This window comes from Bacillus sp. AK031 (genome assembly GCF_053903065.1).
In genome coordinates, this window is sequence record NZ_CP096424.1 from 1,186,189 (window position 1) to 1,201,947 (window position 15,759).

Below are 15,759 nucleotides of genomic sequence, written 5' to 3' on the forward strand. Positions count from 1 at the left end.
TTTATGTTGAGGCTTTACATATCTTCTATTTTTTTTGATAATAGTATACAATACTCTTTTTTATAAAGAACATGAATTCAATGTCATTCCTGATGAACAAAAGTTGTTTTGATATTGGGGATGGCGGTTGGATTTAATATATTGTAAAGGTGATTTTGCTGATGGCAAAAGATCAAGTGCTGACCCCCGATGAGGTCATAAAACGAACAAGTGAATATTTAATGGACGAAGACGTCACACTGGTGAGAAAAGCTTATGAATTTGCCAAAGAAGCACATAAAGAGCAATTTCGAAAATCTGGAGAGCCTTATATTATACACCCGATCCAGGTTGCCGGTATTCTTGCTGATTTAGAAATGGACCCGTCTACTGTGGCATCCGGATTTCTGCATGATGTAGTAGAAGACACGAACATCACACTCCAGGAAATCGAGGATGGATTCGGAAAAGAAGTGGCGATGCTTGTTGATGGGGTGACGAAGCTTGGAAAGATCAAGTATAAATCACAAGAAGAACAGCAGGCTGAAAATCACAGGAAAATGTTTGTTGCGATGGCACAGGACATTCGGGTCATCCTGATCAAGCTTGCAGACCGTCTTCATAATATGCGGACCCTTAAGCATTTGCCGAGTGAAAAGCAGCGCAGGATTTCCAATGAAACCCTCGAAATATTTGCTCCATTGGCACACCGCCTGGGTATTTCGAAGATCAAATGGGAATTGGAAGATACGGCCCTGCGTTACTTGAATCCGCAGCAATATTACCGCATTGTCAACCTGATGAAGAAGAAAAGGGCAGAGCGTGAACAATATCTTGACGAGGTCATTGAGGAAGTGAAAGACAGTCTTGGTGAAGTAAAGATCGAGGCGGATATTTCCGGGAGGCCTAAGCATATTTACAGCATTTATAGAAAAATGGCCCTTCAGAACAAGCAATTCAATGAAATCTATGACTTGCTTGCGGTCCGGATTGTTGTAGATAGTATTAAAGATTGTTATGCAGTACTAGGTATCATCCATACATGCTGGAAGCCGATGCCCGGTCGATTCAAAGACTATATTGCGATGCCGAAGCCAAACATGTACCAGTCACTCCATACGACAGTGATAGGTCCTAAAGGCGATCCGCTGGAAGTTCAGATCAGGACTTCTGAAATGCATCAGATTGCTGAGTACGGGGTTGCAGCACACTGGGCTTATAAAGAAGGCCAAAATGTTGATGAAAAGGCGACTCTTGAGAAAAAGCTGACCTGGTTCAGAGAAATTCTCGAGTTCCAAAATGAATCTGCGAACGCAGAAGAATTCATGGAGTCCCTTAAAATTGATTTATTTTCGGACATGGTGTTCATTTTCACGCCTAAAGGAGATGTTATCGAGCTGCCTGCAGGATCGGTGCCGATTGACTTCGCTTACAGGATTCACTCTGAAATCGGCAATAAAACCATCGGTGCCAAAGTGAATGGGAAAATGGTCACTCTTGACTATAAATTGCAAACTGGGGATATCATTGAGATTCTCACCTCAAAACATTCTTATGGCCCGAGCAAGGACTGGCTGAAGCTTGCCCAGACTTCGCAGGCAAAGAACAAGATCAAAACCTTTTTCAAGAAACAGCTTCGTGAAGAGAATATTGAAAAAGGAAGAGAACTTGTTGAAAAAGAGATCAAAAATCTTGATTTTGATCTGAAAGAAGTTATTACACTTGAAAATGTGTCACGTGTAGCAGAAAAGTTCAACTTCTCCAATGAGGAAGATATGTATGCAGCTGTTGGATACAGCGGGATAACGGCTGTCCAGATAGCTAACAGGCTGACTGAAAAGCTCCGGAAGAAAAGGGACCAGGAAGAATCAATGCAGGAAACGATTACTGAACTGAAAGCAACGCAGCCGGTTAAGCGAAAACGAGATGCAGGTGTTCAAGTTACTGGAATCGATAATCTGCTGATCAGGCTGTCCCGCTGCTGTAATCCGGTGCCTGGGGATGAAATCATCGGTTTTATTACAAAAGGCCGAGGAGTATCAGTGCACAGGTCCGATTGCACAAACGTATGCGCTGAAAATGCGGAACAAAGGCTGATACCGGTTGAATGGGAAAGCGACTTCACCAACCGCAAGGAATATAATGTCGACATCGAGATTTCCGGCTTTGATCGCCGTGGATTATTGAATGAAGTACTTCAGGCTGTCAATGAAACGAAAACGAACATTTCAGCGGTAAGCGGAAAGTCAGACAGGAATAAGATGGCGACGATCAATATGTCCATTTCAATACAGAATATTTCCCATTTGCACAGGGTAGTTGAAAGAATCAAACAGATTTCAGATATTTATGCTGTCAGAAGGATCATGAATTAAGGAGTTTGTTATAAATGAAAGTTGTATTGCAAAGAAGCCGTGAAGCATCCGTCACCGTTGATGGAGAAATCAGCGGCAAAATCGATTCAGGTTTTGTGCTGCTGGTCGGCATTACTCATGAAGATACTGAAAAGGAAGCGGATTGGCTTGCTGATAAAATAATAAACCTCCGCGTCTTCGAAGATGAAGAGGGTAAGATGAACCGTTCCCTTTTAGATGTCGAAGGCCAGATTCTTTCCGTTTCTCAGTTCACTTTATACGGGGACTGCCGGAAAGGAAGACGGCCGAATTTTATGGATGCTGCAAAACCTTCACATGCTGAGAACATATACAATTATTTCAATGAGGTACTGAGGCAAAAAGGTATTTCTGTAGCGACCGGTGTTTTCGGCAGCATGATGGATGTCAAACTGACCAACGATGGACCGGTCACTTTGATTGTTGAGAGTAAATAGTGAATTGAAAAAGGCTGAAGATAGTCGAAACTATCTTCAGCCTTTTTGAATATAAGAAAATATTTGTATGAGGGTTATGGTTCTGAATCCAGCTCTAGCGCCCCAACGACTAGCAGATTTCGGTCTCTCTTCTTGCGATAAGTCATCATCGAATCGCTGCAGCTCTTCGTGATTCCTTTATCTCATACGAGAGCCCTCCAATCTGTACGCCGCTGAGCGGTGCGCGTGCGCTTTTTAATTAGAGAAATAATCTGTCAATCCATTATAAATGCTTCTTGCTGCCATATCCTGAAAACTGTTTGTGTTGACTAAAGCTTCTTCTGAAGGATTACTGAGATAACCCAGTTCCAGCAGCACGGCAGGCTGCTTGTTTTCCCTTATAACATGGTAGTCTCCTTGCTTAACTCCTCTGTTCCTGGATGAAAGCGTTTCTGACAGCCTGTTTAACACAGACTTCGATAATTTTTTCTGATAGTCATGATAATAATAGGCTGTGTAGCCTTTGATTGAAGAATCATTTATGCTGTCATAATGGATGCTGATAAATGCATCGCTGTCATAGTAATGAGCAATCGCAACCCTTGAATTCAATGGTGAATAAGTATCATCACTCCTGGTTAATACCACATTGGCTCCTGCATTTCTCAGGAGTTCATATAAAAGCTGGGAAGTGGATAGCGTCAGTTCTTTTTCAAGTGTGCCTCTATAACCGGTGGTTCCGCTGTCATGGCCTCCATGGCCGGGATCAATCACTACTGTTTTTCCTTTTAAACCGGCGCTTTTTCTATTAGATACAGGCGATGAACTGCTTTCTCCTTTTACCGAAACGATCCAGCCTGCTACATATGCAGATTGCCCATTCTTAAGAGAAATTTCATACCAGTCACCGGTTTTTCTTTTAATAGGAAATGTGTCGCCGGAAAAGGCTCTTGCGACAATTGAGCCATCAGTAGAAGCTGAGCCCCTTAAATTCGTGCCGTTATAAAGGATCTGTACTTCGCCTTCACCACTCACTGGTTCAGCCGAGGTATATTCTTCTCCAATTGTTTTCTCAATATACCACCCGGCAGCCCACCCGGTTTTTCCGCCTTTGAGAGAAAGTTTATACCAGTTGTTCTTTTCTTCCAGAATCTGATAGACTTCCCCTTTCTTGACTGAGCCGGTAACGCTGCCGCTCAGTCCTGCCTTATCCCTCAGGTTGAGAGAATGGACAGTGACTTTTCCATAGGATGCTTTGCTGCTCTGGACAGCCGCGCCCGATTTCTCGATATATTGGCTGCTTGTCCAGCCTTCATTGTTTCCAAATTGGATTCGGTACCAGCCTGGAGCGCTGCCAGTAATGGTGACTCTGCTGCCTTTGTTCAACTTGCCGATAATACTGCCATTCAAACTGCCTGAACTTCTGACATTCAACGAATTGACAGTAGCGACGCCGGTGCCTTGCTCTCCTGTTACAGCAGGTTCACTCTTTTTCTCAGGAGAACTGCCGGTGCTGATATAATCCTTATGTACCCAGCCTCTTGTGCTGCCGACTGACACCTCATACCAGCCTCCGTCACTGTTGTTGATTTGAACCTCCTGCCCTTTTGCCAATGTATCGATGACAGGCTGGCTGGTTCCGGGCCCTTCCCTCAAGCGGAGTCCGTTATCAGTTACAACCCCTTTCTTTACTGAAGGCTGTGTCTTTTTGGAAACCAGCCAGTTTGCGACCCATCCGGTATCGGAGGAATTCAGTTGGATCTTAAACCAGTCTCCCTCACTTCCCACAGACTTAAATTCATCACCTTTATGGACTTGTGCTGTGACGGGAAAACTAAGCCCTGGACCTTTTCTGACATTCAAGGTCTGTGTATTGATGATGATGGAATCCCCTTTCGCGGCTGCTTTGTTCATGTGGGAGGAGGGCAGTACGCTTAGTACCAGCAGAAAAATGATTACATAATAATGAAGTCTTTTTTTGATCATCTACACCACCTGTTGAAGGGACATTGCCCTCTTATTGTCTATAGAATAATTCTCCGCAAATAAGAAAAATCCTTTTAGATGAAAGAAATTTCTCCCTAATGGAAATGATATGTAACAACATGACAGGAAAGGATGATATGCATGAGGGCGAGTGAAAAAGGATTGATCAGCTCAAATGGCGAAAATCAGTTATTTGGAGTGAACTTCCATAGTTTCTTGGAAAAAGAAAAGAATGCTGACAGTTTTGAATTGGCTTCCGAATTCGGTTTGACGTTAGCGGGAGTGCGCCAGTTAAAAAAGAAAATGGAACGTTCATAATTTTTGCCAATCCTCTTGACATCTTAGTTTGCCATACGTATTATTATAGAAATAAAATATCTAAAAAAGATAACCATTGATGGAGCACAGTAGCTAAAATTTCAGGTGTAAAGAGAGGAAGTGCCGCGGCTGAAAGCATTTCTGCATACTGGTTTAGTGAATGAACACTCCGGAGGCTTCCTGCTGAACGAACTATCTCCAAGGCAGGGACGTTCCAGGCGTTAACTGGCTAAGTGGAAGCAGAAATTGCTTCAATTAGGGTGGCACCACGGGAATCCAAAAGCTCTCGTCCCTTGTTTATCAAGGGATGGGGGCTTTTTTTATTTGTTTTTGGATTGAATGGGCCTGCCGATAATTTATTATTTTTAGAAAGAACAGGGAAAGGGGATTTACCATGTCTATTAAAATTCCTCGAGGAACACAGGATATATTGCCCGCTGACGCAGTGAAATGGCAGTATGTTGAAAAGACCGCAGCTGATATCTGCCGAAACTATCAATACGAAGAAATCAGGACTCCGATTTTTGAATCCAGTGAATTATTTTTACGTGGAGTAGGAGACACAACAGATATTGTTCAAAAAGAGATGTATGTGTTCGAAGACCTGGGAGGAAGAAGCCTGGCATTAAGACCTGAAGGTACCGCTTCTGTTGTCAGGTCATATGTGGAAAATAAAATGTTCGGGGCAGCCAATCAGCCTGTCAAGTTGTATTATACCGGCCCGATGTTCCGCTATGAGAGACCACAGGCAGGACGTTACCGCCAATTTGTCCAGTTTGGAATCGAAGCTTTAGGAAGTGAAGATCCATCCATGGATGCAGAGGTTATCTCAATTGCCATGCAAATATATAAACAATTGGGGCTAAAAGAGCTTAAGCTGGTCATTAATACACTCGGTGATAATGAAAGCAGAATCAAACACCGTGAAGCGCTGATTTCCCACTTCGAGCCTCGGATAGGGGAATTTTGCAGTGACTGCCAGAATCGACTTGAGAAAAATCCATTAAGAATACTTGATTGTAAAAAGGACCGGGATCATGAACTGATGAAGACGGCTCCATCAATATTGGACTTTCTGAATGAAGAATCGAAAAGTTATTTTGAAAAAGTTCAACAGTACTTGGAAGCAATGGACATTTCTTTCGAGGTAGATCCGACATTGGTCAGAGGGCTCGATTATTACAATCACACTGCCTTTGAAATCATGAGTAAAGCAGAAGGCTTTGGAGCTATCACCACATTATGCGGAGGCGGACGCTACAATGGTCTTGTAGAAATGATCGGTGGTCCGCAAACACCGGGAATCGGATTTGCATTCAGTATTGAACGGCTGCTGTCAGCTCTTGAGGCTGAGGGTGTGGAACTCCCTGTCCAGCAAGAATTGGATTGTTATATTGTCACAATGGGAGAAGAAGCAAAAGATCACTCTGTGAAGCTTTTGCACCAGCTGCGCCAAGCAGGATTGTCTGCCGAAAAAGATTACCTGGACCGCAAGATCAAAACACAGTTCAAATCAGCCGACAGAATGAACGCTAAGCTTGTAGCTGTACTAGGTGAAGATGAACTGAAAGAAAACAAAATCAATCTTAAAGACATGAGTACAGGAGAGCAGCATCAGATTGATTTAGAATCGTTTGTAGAAGAAGTTAAAAAGTATCGCGGTTAAGGAGGAGTAGCAAGATGAAACGGACAGTATATTGTGGAGAAGTGACCGAGAAGTTCGTCGGTGAAAAAGTGACATTAAAAGGTTGGGTACAAAAGCGAAGAGATTTGGGCGGATTGATATTCATCGATTTGCGTGACAGGAAAGGCATTGTACAAATTGTGTTCAATCCAGAAACATCCAGTGAGGCTTTGGCAGCAGCCGAAAAAATCAGGAACGAATTCGTTCTTTCTGTAACCGGTGTAGTTTCTGCAAGAGAAGAAGGAACGGTTAATGAAAACTTAAAGACAGGCAAAATCGAAGTTCACGCTGAAGATGTGGAAATCATCAACGAAGCCAAGACACCTCCATTTGTCATCGGAGAGGGAAAAGAAGTTTCCGAGGAACTCCGCTTGAAGTATCGATACCTTGACTTAAGAAGAAAAGCGATGCTGGATACGTTCCAAATGAGAAGCAATGTAACCAAGTCTTTCCGCGACTTTTTAAGTGAGCATGACTTCCTGGATGTAGAAACGCCGATCCTGACGAAAAGCACTCCGGAAGGCGCACGTGACTACCTTGTGCCGAGCAGGGTCCATCCTGGAGAATTCTATGCATTGCCGCAGTCACCGCAGATCTTCAAGCAGCTATTGATGGTATCCGGCTTTGACCGCTATTATCAAATCGCCCGCTGTTTCCGTGATGAAGATTTACGTGCTGACCGCCAGCCGGAATTTACCCAAGTCGATATCGAAATGAGCTTTATGGATCAAGAAGAAATTATCGCCCTTGTTGAAAAAATGATGCAAAAACTGATGAAAGATGTTAAGGATATGGAAATCACTGAAGCCTTTCCTCGCATGACTTACCAGGAAGCAATGAGCCGCTATGGTTCAGATAAACCGGATACCCGTTTTGCGATGGAACTTGTAGATGTTTCTGAGTCTGTGAAAGATTCAGGCTTTAAAGTATTTGCCAGCACTGTGGCAAACGGCGGAGAAGTTAAATTGATCAATGTTAAAGGCGGAGCAGAGAAGTATTCGCGCAAGGACATTGACGGCTTGACTGAATTCACAAGCCGTTATGGAGCCAAAGGCCTTGCGTGGATGAAGGTGGAAGAAGCTGAGCTTAAAGGTCCGATTTCTAAATTCTTTTCCCCTGAGGAACAATCCGGGCTGAGAGAATATGCTTCCGCGGAGCAGGGTGACCTTCTGTTATTTGTTGCTGATAAAAAATCAGTGGTTGCCGATGCATTAGGTGCATTAAGACTGAAACTAGGAAAAGAATTAGGATTGATCGATGAAACAAAATTCAACTTCTTGTGGGTGACAGATTGGCCGCTTCTTGAGTACGACGAGGAGGATGGCCGTTATTATGCAGCCCATCATCCATTTACAATGCCGGTTAGAAGCGAAGTTGATATGCTTGAAACAGATCCTGCACAAGTTCGTGCACAAGCTTATGACCTTGTCTTAAACGGATATGAACTGGGCGGGGGATCTCTGAGGATTTATGAACGTGATGTTCAAGAGAAAATGTTCCAGGTGCTTGGGTTCTCCAAAGAAGAAGCGCAGGAACAATTTGGATTCCTATTGGAAGCATTTGAATATGGTACCCCTCCTCATGGAGGTATTGCGCTCGGACTTGACCGCCTGGTGATGCTTCTTGCGGGGCGCAGCAACTTAAGAGACACGATTGCATTCCCTAAAACAGCGAGTGCAAGCGACCTGCTGACAGAAGCTCCAAGTGAAGTAAATACAGCTCAGCTGGATGAATTGGGCCTAAGCCTGAAAACTGGTGAATAATACCTATCAGTATAAATTGAAATTAACGGATAATTGTGATATTATCTTAACAACAGCTTAACAAAGTCCTGATGTGTTCGTTGTTTTACCTATTAGTTTTGACCGAACATTTCTATCTACGGGAGTCTCACGTTTTCAAGCGGCGTTAATGCCTCTGGCTCAGAGGACTAATAAAACCTGAAACAGGACACCCACCTGCTGAGAGCGGGTTCAAAACGATGGAATCTCAGCGACGGCACGATTGGGACTTTGTTAAACCACTATATTGAATTTTTAAACCCCTTGCATAGGCAAGGGGTTTTTTTACATCCTCTCAGGGTAAAATGTATATAAAGTGATGAGATAAGAAGGTTATTTCAACACGTGAAACATCTGTAAATTAACCATTATTATGCTGAGCTATTGTTATCATGCTGTGTTTAACCGTTTATTGAATCATTGGATTTTCTTTTGGTGATTCAAGTGGCGGTTTTTATCAGGGGATTGGAGCGGAAATCAATCTAATTAGAAAATTAGAAATGGGATATTATTAAAAGGAAAGTGAAAATATTATTCCTATAGGATAGGTTGCATTAAAGCGGCCCATCGTTTATTCTTATTCAGTAATCAAACATAGAAACTCGATATAACGGAGATGATTTAATGCTGCACCAGTTTTCACGAAACGAATTAGCAATCGGAAAAGAAGGATTGGATATTTTAAAAAACAGTACAGTTGCCGTTCTCGGTATCGGCGGTGTAGGTTCTTTTGCTGCTGAAGCTCTTGCGCGTTCAGGAGTAGGGCGTCTCATCCTGGTTGATAAAGATGACGTTGATATTACGAACATAAACAGACAGCTTCACGCTCTTCTATCAACTGTCGGCAAACCGAAAGCCGATCTGATGAAGGAACGGATTAAAGATATTAACCCTGAATGTGAAGTCATTTCTTTGAAAATGTTCTATACAGAAGAGACATATGAAGAATTCTTCAGTTACGGACTGGACTTTGTAGTGGATGCTTCCGATACGATTTCATATAAAATCCATCTGATGAAAGAGTGCCTGAACAGGGATATTCCTTTGATTTCTTCGATGGGGGCTGCCAACAAAACTGACCCAACCCGTTTCATGATCGAAGATATCTCCAAAACACATACCGATCCAATAGCAAAAGTGATTCGTACACGTTTGAGGAAAGAGGGCATCCGAAAAGGAGTTAAGGTCATCTTCTCAGATGAAAGCCCTATTGTGATCAGAGAAGATATCAGGCAGGAAGTCGGCAAAGAGGATGCAAAGATCCGGAAAGCAAAGATTCCGCCATCCTCCAATGCCTTTGTGCCATCAGTAGCCGGTCTGATAGCGGCAAGTTATGTAATCAATGAGCTGTTATCTTCCATTGAAATTAAACGAGTGAAAGACTCTTAAAAAAGCTGCCCGCGGGCAGCTTTTTTTATCATTTCATTGAGTTAAAAAGATTCACAATACGTTAGTCACGAATATTTGCATGTAACTCCGGTACGGCTTTTACAGTATCCAGGAGCTTCTTGTAATTGCTCTTTAGTGACATAAAGACATTTTCTGCTTTTTGTAACCTCTTTAGAAGTTCAGCCTGCTCCGCTTTCAGCCTCTTATTTTCCCTTGGTATTTCTTCTTCATTATTGTAGTTCTTCAAGAAAGAAATACAGTCTCCAAGGGTTAACTCCCTTTCGGCAGACATGGGTGCTGGTTCCATCTCATCATTTGCTATTTGTAAATTTTTTCTTAATTTATTGTTCCATCTGAAACCGCAAGCCCCTGGAGTTCGTCCTATAGACTGTGCAGTTTCTTCAAATGCCTCTTTTAGAGTTTTTCCATCATTCAAACACTGTATTACGGTTTCGGTTAAGGTCATTTCTTCTTCAGGGGTCCATTTTTTACTTTTAACAGCAGCAGTTTTCATAGTAACACCTCCTGAAAGGTCTATGCCGGCTGTGCTATAGATTACTTTAAATTAGTATGTGAAAAAGGAATGAGCCTATCCGGCGCTGCCACTAGAAAAATCAGGTATCCAACTTGATGAAAAGTGAAGGAGTACATATTCGGCTTGGACACAGAATAGAAATCAGAATTCCTTGTTGACTTCCTTGCGTGTAACAGTGTACTATCTAACTAGAACACTATGACAGGAGGTTCATATGAAGGCATTTAAAGGATTGCTTTGGAAAGATTACAGCATTTCACGGTTCTGGTTTTTCGGCTGGCTTGCCCTTCTGCTGTTTGTTTATATTGTGGGTGTAAGTCTGGCAGGATATTTCGGCTATCCTGAAATTTCTGTTTTCATTGTTTTTATGGAAGGTGTGGCTCATTTAGGGTTTATGCCGTTAATACTCCTCAGCCTTCTGATGATAGAGGGAAGAACACAATTATGGCTGTACACGACACAAGAAAGTTGGAAGCTTTTGCTCTCTAAGGTAATCGTTGTACTTAGTTATTCTGTGCTTTCGCTTCTCCTCGTTGATTTACTTGGAGTCAGCAGTCTTGGATGGCAGGAGGGAGAAATATTATTTTTACCTTGGAAGGAAAGCATCTTTTTCAATTTGGCTGTTACATCAAGTGCTGTTTATTTTTCCAGCTGGGTCCTATTTTACTGGACGACCTATTATGGACTGGCAAAGTCATCGATTCTGAAAAAATTCCGGTGGTTCATTCTGATATTCATCTTCATCCTTTATCAAGTGATTTCTTCGCTGGTTATGAGACTGGATTGGTTTAGAAAATTCACCGATTTATGGACAATCAAGGTAAGGGGCTCTTTTTTTATTGAGGCGGGCCAGGGAACTTTTGATACCGGTAGTGAATTCATTCATCTTTCTGTAATCCCTTTTCTCATTTATGCAGTGATAACGGTCATCCTGTTTCTGGCGGCAAGCTGGATCCTTGAACGCAAGGTAGAGGTTTAGCTATGGCAGATCAATTTAAAGCAGCAAAACCGATTTATCTGCAGATTGCCGATAAAATCATACACAGTATAGTCAGGAAGGAGCTTGCTCCTGGTGAAAAACTGCCGTCTGTCAGGGAAATGGCGGTGAAGTCCGGAGTGAATCCAAATACAATTCAAAGAACATATAGTGAATTGGAGAGGATGGAAGTGGTGGAAACCAAAAGAGGGCAGGGGACCTTCGTAACAGAAAAAGAGGATTTGTTTCTTGAAATGAAGAATAAGGTGCAGAGAGAAATGATGGATCAATTTGTCAAAAGTATGAGTGAGCTGGGTATATCTCAAGAGAAGATGCTGAAAGATCTTACCTCATTTTTAAAAGAAGATGGCGGTGAAGAATGATGACTGCACAATTGAGCAAGGTTACCAAAAAAATTGGAGACATATACGCTTTAAAAGATGCAGACCTCAACTTTGAAAAAGGGAAGATTTATGGCATCCTTGGTCCGAATGGGAGCGGGAAATCCACCACGCTTAAAATCCTTGCAGGCCTTGTCTCCCCTTCTGCTGGAAAAGCAACGATCAATGGGAAAGAAGTCACTCGAAGGGCATCTGGGAAAGTGGGGTATCTCACCGAACTTGATATGTTCTATGACTCTTTCACAGTCGAAAATATGATTGATTTTTATGATTCCCAGTTTGACGATTTCAGGCGGGACAAATCCCAGGAGCTCTTAGAATTTATGGAACTTCAGCCAAAGATGAAAATCAAACAGCTTTCAAAAGGAAAAAGAGGGCGGCTGAAACTTGTGCTAGTGCTTTCGAGGAAAACCGAGTTGATATTGCTGGATGAACCGTTTTCTGGATTGGACCCCATGGTAAGGGATTCAATTGTGAAAAGCCTGCTTTCGTTTATTGATTTTGAATCACAAACAGTCATTATTGCGACACATGAAATTAATGACATTGAGGCCATCCTTGATGAGGCATATATCCTTCAGGATGGAATTGTCTTAAATCACTGCCAGGTTGAAGAATTACGTGAGCATCATGGGCTGTCAGTAATGGAATGGCTCAAAACAAATACAAAAGCTCAGGGGGAAGAGAATTGAAAACAGTATTGGAACTTAACAATGTTTCGAAGGTGATCAAAGGCAAACGAATCATTGATTCATTGTCATTTGGTGTACAAGAGGGAGAAGTTTTTGGATTTCTTGGACCAAACGGTGCGGGGAAAACAACCACAATCCGGATGATAGTAGGATTGATGGGCATCAGTGAAGGCGATATCGTGGTGAACGGTATCAGCGTAAAAAGCAACTTTGAAGGAGCAATCAGGGATATTGGAGCCATCGTCGAAAATCCTGAGTTATATAAATTCCTCTCCGGATATAAGAACCTTCAGCACTTTGCAAGGATGCACAAAGGCATTACCGAGGAAAGAATTAAAGAAGTGGTGGAATTGGTCGGGCTGACTGACCGGATTCACGATAAAGTAAAAACGTATTCACTGGGGATGAGACAAAGATTGGGGATCGCACAATGTCTCCTTCATAACCCAAAAGTCCTGATCCTTGATGAACCGACTAACGGTCTGGATCCTGCAGGAATCAGGGAGATCCGCGACTATATTCGCCGCCTTGCAGCGGAAAATGGCATGGCTGTCATCGTTTCAAGCCACTTGCTATCTGAAATGGAAATGATGTGTGACAGAATCGGCATCATCCAGAAAGGAAAGCTTGTGGATGTACAACAGGTGAAAGAATTCGTCCAAGGAAATGAACAGGTGTATCAGCTGGAAGTTACCGACGGGGATGCTGTTTCCGCCATCATAGCAGAAGCATTCCCGGATCTTCAGCATCAAGCCATTGAAGGAAAGTTGCAGGTGGCACTGACAAAAGAACAAGTCCCGCAATTAATAAGCACTCTTGTTCAACGCAATATTGACATCTACTCCGTGGTTCCGGTTGCCAAGACGCTGGAAGACCGCTTCCTGGAAATAACGAATGAAAAGGGGGAAGCATCCCATGTTTAATTTAATAAAGAATGAATGGATCAAAATATTCAGCAGGCCAGGAACGTATGTGATGATCGGATTGCTTTTTATCCTTGTCATCGGTATCGGTTCTGTCATGAAGTTTACAGGTAATACTGAGGATGCAACGGAGAGAGACTGGAAGCAGGAATTGCAGACACAGGTTGAAATGGATAAGAAGTATTTGGATGAAACCCAAGAGATGGCTGATTTTCAACAAAACTCAATAGAAAGCAATATTGCCATTAATGAATACAGGCTGGAAAATAATATTGCACCTGCACAGGGTGAGAATATGTGGTCCTTTGTGAATTTCAACGCCAATTTTGTAGATCTGGTCGGCCTGTTTGTCATTATAGTAGCAGCAGGTATTGTTGCCAGTGAATTCACATGGGGAACAATCAAGTTATTGTTAATCAGGCCAATCTCTCGAACAAAGATTCTGCTGTCCAAATATATTACCGTAATTCTTTATGGAGTCACAATGTTATTGCTTTTGTTCATTCTATCAAGTATTGTGGGGGCCATCCTGTTTGGCACAGGGGACGGCCAGCCTCATCTGGTTTATGTTGATGGAGCTGTAGAAGAACAGAACATGGTCTTCTATATAGTCAAAAACTATCTGTTAAAAACAATCTTAATTACAATGATGGCAACTATGGCCTTTATGATATCGGCTGTATTTAGAAACAGCTCACTTGCCATTGGTATATCATTATTCTTATTGTTCATGGGAGGTACAGCGACTACTTTTATTTCAATGAAGTACGATTGGGCGAAATACAGTCTATTCGCCAATACTGATCTAACCATGTACACAGGGGCCATGCCGCCGCTTGTAGAGGGAATGACTTTAGGGTTTTCCATCACGGTTTTAATTGTTTATTTTGTTATTTTCCACATTCTTGCTTTTGTAGTGTTTAACAAAAGGGATGTAGCAGCTTAAAAGGAAGCCACAAAAAAGAGAGGGTAACGCACAAATGCGATTTCCCTCTCTTTTTAGTCATTTCTGGCTCATAATCTTTTTATAAACCTGTGCAATGGCAGACTCAAACTTCCCTGTATCTTTCGGTTCATAGTATCTGGCTTTTTTCAATGTATCGGGCAGGTATTGCTGTTTGACCCAGCCGGAAGGATAGTCGTGGGGAAACTTATATTCAATCCCTCTGCCCAGTTCTTTTGCACCGGCATAGTGGGCATCCTTCAAATGGGCAGGCACCTCGCCATTTCTTCCGCTTCTGATATCCTTCAAGGCGGCATCGATTGCACTGATGGCAGAATTAGACTTTGGAGATAAGCACAGTTCGATCACAGCATTCGCTAAGGGAATCCTGGCTTCAGGAAAACCGATTTTCTCAGCCGTTTCGACGGCAGCCAAAGTCCGGGGGCCGGCTTGAGGACTGGCCAGGCCGATATCTTCATAGGCAATGACGAGCAGTCTTCTTGAGATGCTTGGAAGATCACCCGCTTCGACCAGCCTGCCAAGATAATGCAGAGCAGCATTAACATCGCTTCCCCTGATCGATTTTTGGAAACCGCTCAATACGTCATAATGGGCATCTCCGTCTTTGTCATGGGAAAAGCTTTTTTTCTGCAGGCATTCCTCCGCAATTTCTACATTGATATTAATGGTTCCGTCATCATCAGCTTCAGTTGACAAAGCCGCCAGTTCCAAAGCATTTAAAGAACTTCTGACATCGCCATTGCTGGCTTGGGCGAAGTGAAGCAAGGCTTCTTCACTGATGGAAATCTTTTGTTTTCCAAGTCCTCGTTCCTCATCGTTCACCGCTTTTTCTAATGCCTTCTTCATGTTCTCGACAGAAAGGGGCTTTAGTTCAAAAATCTGGCAGCGTGAGCGGATGGCAGGGTTGATGGCATGATAGGGATTGCTTGTTGTAGCCCCAATCAATGTAATCATTCCATTTTCCAAGTAAGGTAGAAGGAAATCCTGCTTGGCTTTGTCGAGCCGATGGACTTCATCGAGAAGCAGAATGACTTTTCCTGACATCTTAGCTTCTTCAGCGACCACTGCGATATCTTTTTTATTGTTGGTGACGGCATTCAAGGTTCTGAAGGCATAGTTCGTGCTTCCGGCTATTGCGCTGGCAATCGACGTTTTGCCTATTCCGGGAGGGCCATATAAAATCATCGAAGAAAGCTGCTTTGCTTTTACCATTCTGTCAATGATCTTACCTTCCCCTACCAGATGCTCCTGGCCGATGACATCGTTTATTGTTCGCGGTCTCATTCGAAAGGCCAACGGTTTGATACTCATTTTCATCTCTC

14 protein-coding genes, 1 other RNA gene and 1 other annotated feature are annotated in these 15,759 nt (G+C 42.7%); of the genes, 12 read left to right on the forward strand and 3 right to left on the reverse strand.

Features of this window, described 5'->3' with window-relative positions:
- The first annotated feature begins 161 nt into the window (after positions 1-161).
- Positions 162-2,354: a RelA/SpoT family protein gene (locus tag M1E09_RS05865; RefSeq protein WP_456273918.1), complete on the forward strand. Its 2,193-nt coding sequence runs from the start codon at positions 162-164 to the stop codon at positions 2,352-2,354.
- Between the two features lie 14 nt (positions 2,355-2,368).
- Positions 2,369-2,809, forward strand: a complete 441-nt coding sequence (dtd, locus tag M1E09_RS05870; RefSeq protein ID WP_456273919.1) for a D-aminoacyl-tRNA deacylase — start codon at positions 2,369-2,371, stop codon at positions 2,807-2,809.
- 234 nt (positions 2,810-3,043) lie between these two features.
- Here dtd and M1E09_RS05875 read toward each other — a convergent pair whose 3' ends face one another.
- Positions 3,044-4,774 (reverse strand): SH3 domain-containing protein, encoded by a 1,731-nt coding sequence (locus M1E09_RS05875; RefSeq protein ID WP_456273920.1) that lies wholly within the window; start codon positions 4,772-4,774, stop codon positions 3,044-3,046.
- Between the two features lie 141 nt (positions 4,775-4,915).
- Between M1E09_RS05875 and M1E09_RS05880 the strand changes: the two genes are divergently transcribed.
- The 5 genes from M1E09_RS05880 to M1E09_RS05900 all read left to right on the forward strand — a co-directional run bounded on the left by M1E09_RS05880 (position 4,916) and on the right by M1E09_RS05900 (position 9,946).
- A complete protein-coding gene (locus M1E09_RS05880) occupies positions 4,916-5,092 on the forward strand; it encodes an RNA polymerase subunit sigma-70 (protein WP_456273921.1) in 177 nt (58 codons plus the stop codon).
- A 67-nt stretch (positions 5,093-5,159) separates the two neighbouring features.
- Positions 5,160-5,389 (forward strand) — a binding site (T-box leader).
- 97 nt (positions 5,390-5,486) lie between these two features.
- Complete coding sequence (gene hisS / locus M1E09_RS05885; RefSeq protein ID WP_456273922.1) at positions 5,487-6,758, forward strand: histidine--tRNA ligase; 1,272 nt, start codon at positions 5,487-5,489, stop codon at positions 6,756-6,758.
- 14 nt (positions 6,759-6,772) lie between these two features.
- On the forward strand, positions 6,773-8,539 hold the full coding sequence (gene aspS / locus M1E09_RS05890; protein WP_456273923.1) for an aspartate--tRNA ligase: 1,767 nt from the start codon (positions 6,773-6,775) through the stop codon (positions 8,537-8,539).
- A gap of 62 nt (positions 8,540-8,601) precedes the next feature.
- Positions 8,602-8,791: non-coding RNA, 6S RNA (ssrS, locus tag M1E09_RS05895), on the forward strand.
- Positions 8,792-9,181: 390 nt separating this feature from the next.
- Positions 9,182-9,946, forward strand: a complete 765-nt coding sequence (locus M1E09_RS05900; RefSeq protein WP_456273924.1) for a tRNA threonylcarbamoyladenosine dehydratase — start codon at positions 9,182-9,184, stop codon at positions 9,944-9,946.
- A gap of 61 nt (positions 9,947-10,007) precedes the next feature.
- On the opposite strand, the gene M1E09_RS05905 is transcribed toward M1E09_RS05900, so the two are convergent.
- On the reverse strand, positions 10,008-10,460 hold the full coding sequence (locus M1E09_RS05905; protein WP_456273925.1) for a hypothetical protein: 453 nt from the start codon (positions 10,458-10,460) through the stop codon (positions 10,008-10,010).
- A gap of 235 nt (positions 10,461-10,695) precedes the next feature.
- On the opposite strand from M1E09_RS05905, the gene M1E09_RS05910 reads away from it, so the two are divergent.
- The 5 genes from M1E09_RS05910 to M1E09_RS05930 are packed head-to-tail and all read left to right on the forward strand — an operon-like array spanning position 10,696 to position 14,419.
- Positions 10,696-11,460 (forward strand): hypothetical protein, encoded by a 765-nt coding sequence (locus tag M1E09_RS05910; protein WP_456273926.1) that lies wholly within the window; start codon positions 10,696-10,698, stop codon positions 11,458-11,460.
- A 2-nt stretch (positions 11,461-11,462) separates the two neighbouring features.
- On the forward strand, positions 11,463-11,840 hold the full coding sequence (locus tag M1E09_RS05915) for a GntR family transcriptional regulator (RefSeq protein ID WP_456273927.1): 378 nt from the start codon (positions 11,463-11,465) through the stop codon (positions 11,838-11,840).
- On the forward strand, positions 11,840-12,550 hold the full coding sequence (locus M1E09_RS05920; RefSeq protein ID WP_456274913.1) for an ABC transporter ATP-binding protein: 711 nt from the start codon (positions 11,840-11,842) through the stop codon (positions 12,548-12,550). Before M1E09_RS05915 ends, M1E09_RS05920 begins: the two co-directional genes overlap by 1 nt.
- Positions 12,547-13,473 carry an ABC transporter ATP-binding protein gene (locus tag M1E09_RS05925; protein WP_456273928.1) on the forward strand — a complete coding sequence of 309 codons (927 nt, stop codon included), beginning with the start codon at positions 12,547-12,549 and terminating at the stop codon, positions 13,471-13,473. Before M1E09_RS05920 ends, M1E09_RS05925 begins: the two co-directional genes overlap by 4 nt.
- Positions 13,466-14,419 (forward strand): ABC transporter permease, encoded by a 954-nt coding sequence (locus M1E09_RS05930; RefSeq protein ID WP_456273929.1) that lies wholly within the window; start codon positions 13,466-13,468, stop codon positions 14,417-14,419. Before M1E09_RS05925 ends, M1E09_RS05930 begins: the two co-directional genes overlap by 8 nt.
- Before the next feature lie 57 nt (positions 14,420-14,476).
- Here M1E09_RS05930 and M1E09_RS05935 read toward each other — a convergent pair whose 3' ends face one another.
- A complete protein-coding gene (locus tag M1E09_RS05935; protein ID WP_456274914.1) occupies positions 14,477-15,742 on the reverse strand; it encodes a replication-associated recombination protein A in 1,266 nt (421 codons plus the stop codon).
- Positions 15,743-15,759 lie beyond the last annotated feature (17 nt).

Excerpts from the sequence above, each read along its gene's own strand:
- M1E09_RS05900 (WP_456273924.1), top strand. The coding sequence starts at position 9,182 with ATGCTGCACCAGTTTTCACGAAACGAATTAGCAATCGGAAAAGAAGGA.
- aspS (WP_456273923.1), top strand. The coding sequence starts at position 6,773 with ATGAAACGGACAGTATATTGTGGAGAAGTGACCGAGAAGTTCGTCGGT.
- M1E09_RS05865 (WP_456273918.1), top strand. The coding sequence starts at position 162 with ATGGCAAAAGATCAAGTGCTGACCCCCGATGAGGTCATAAAACGAACA.
- hisS (WP_456273922.1), top strand. The coding sequence starts at position 5,487 with ATGTCTATTAAAATTCCTCGAGGAACACAGGATATATTGCCCGCTGAC.
- M1E09_RS05910 (WP_456273926.1), top strand. The coding sequence starts at position 10,696 with ATGAAGGCATTTAAAGGATTGCTTTGGAAAGATTACAGCATTTCACGG.
- M1E09_RS05930 (WP_456273929.1), top strand. The coding sequence starts at position 13,466 with ATGTTTAATTTAATAAAGAATGAATGGATCAAAATATTCAGCAGGCCA.
- M1E09_RS05905 (WP_456273925.1), bottom strand. The coding sequence starts at position 10,460 with ATGAAAACTGCTGCTGTTAAAAGTAAAAAATGGACCCCTGAAGAAGAA.
- dtd (WP_456273919.1), top strand. The coding sequence starts at position 2,369 with ATGAAAGTTGTATTGCAAAGAAGCCGTGAAGCATCCGTCACCGTTGAT.
- M1E09_RS05920 (WP_456274913.1), top strand. The coding sequence starts at position 11,840 with ATGACTGCACAATTGAGCAAGGTTACCAAAAAAATTGGAGACATATAC.
- M1E09_RS05880 (WP_456273921.1), top strand. The coding sequence starts at position 4,916 with ATGAGGGCGAGTGAAAAAGGATTGATCAGCTCAAATGGCGAAAATCAG.
- M1E09_RS05915 (WP_456273927.1), top strand. The coding sequence starts at position 11,463 with ATGGCAGATCAATTTAAAGCAGCAAAACCGATTTATCTGCAGATTGCC.
- M1E09_RS05875 (WP_456273920.1), bottom strand. The coding sequence starts at position 4,774 with ATGATCAAAAAAAGACTTCATTATTATGTAATCATTTTTCTGCTGGTA.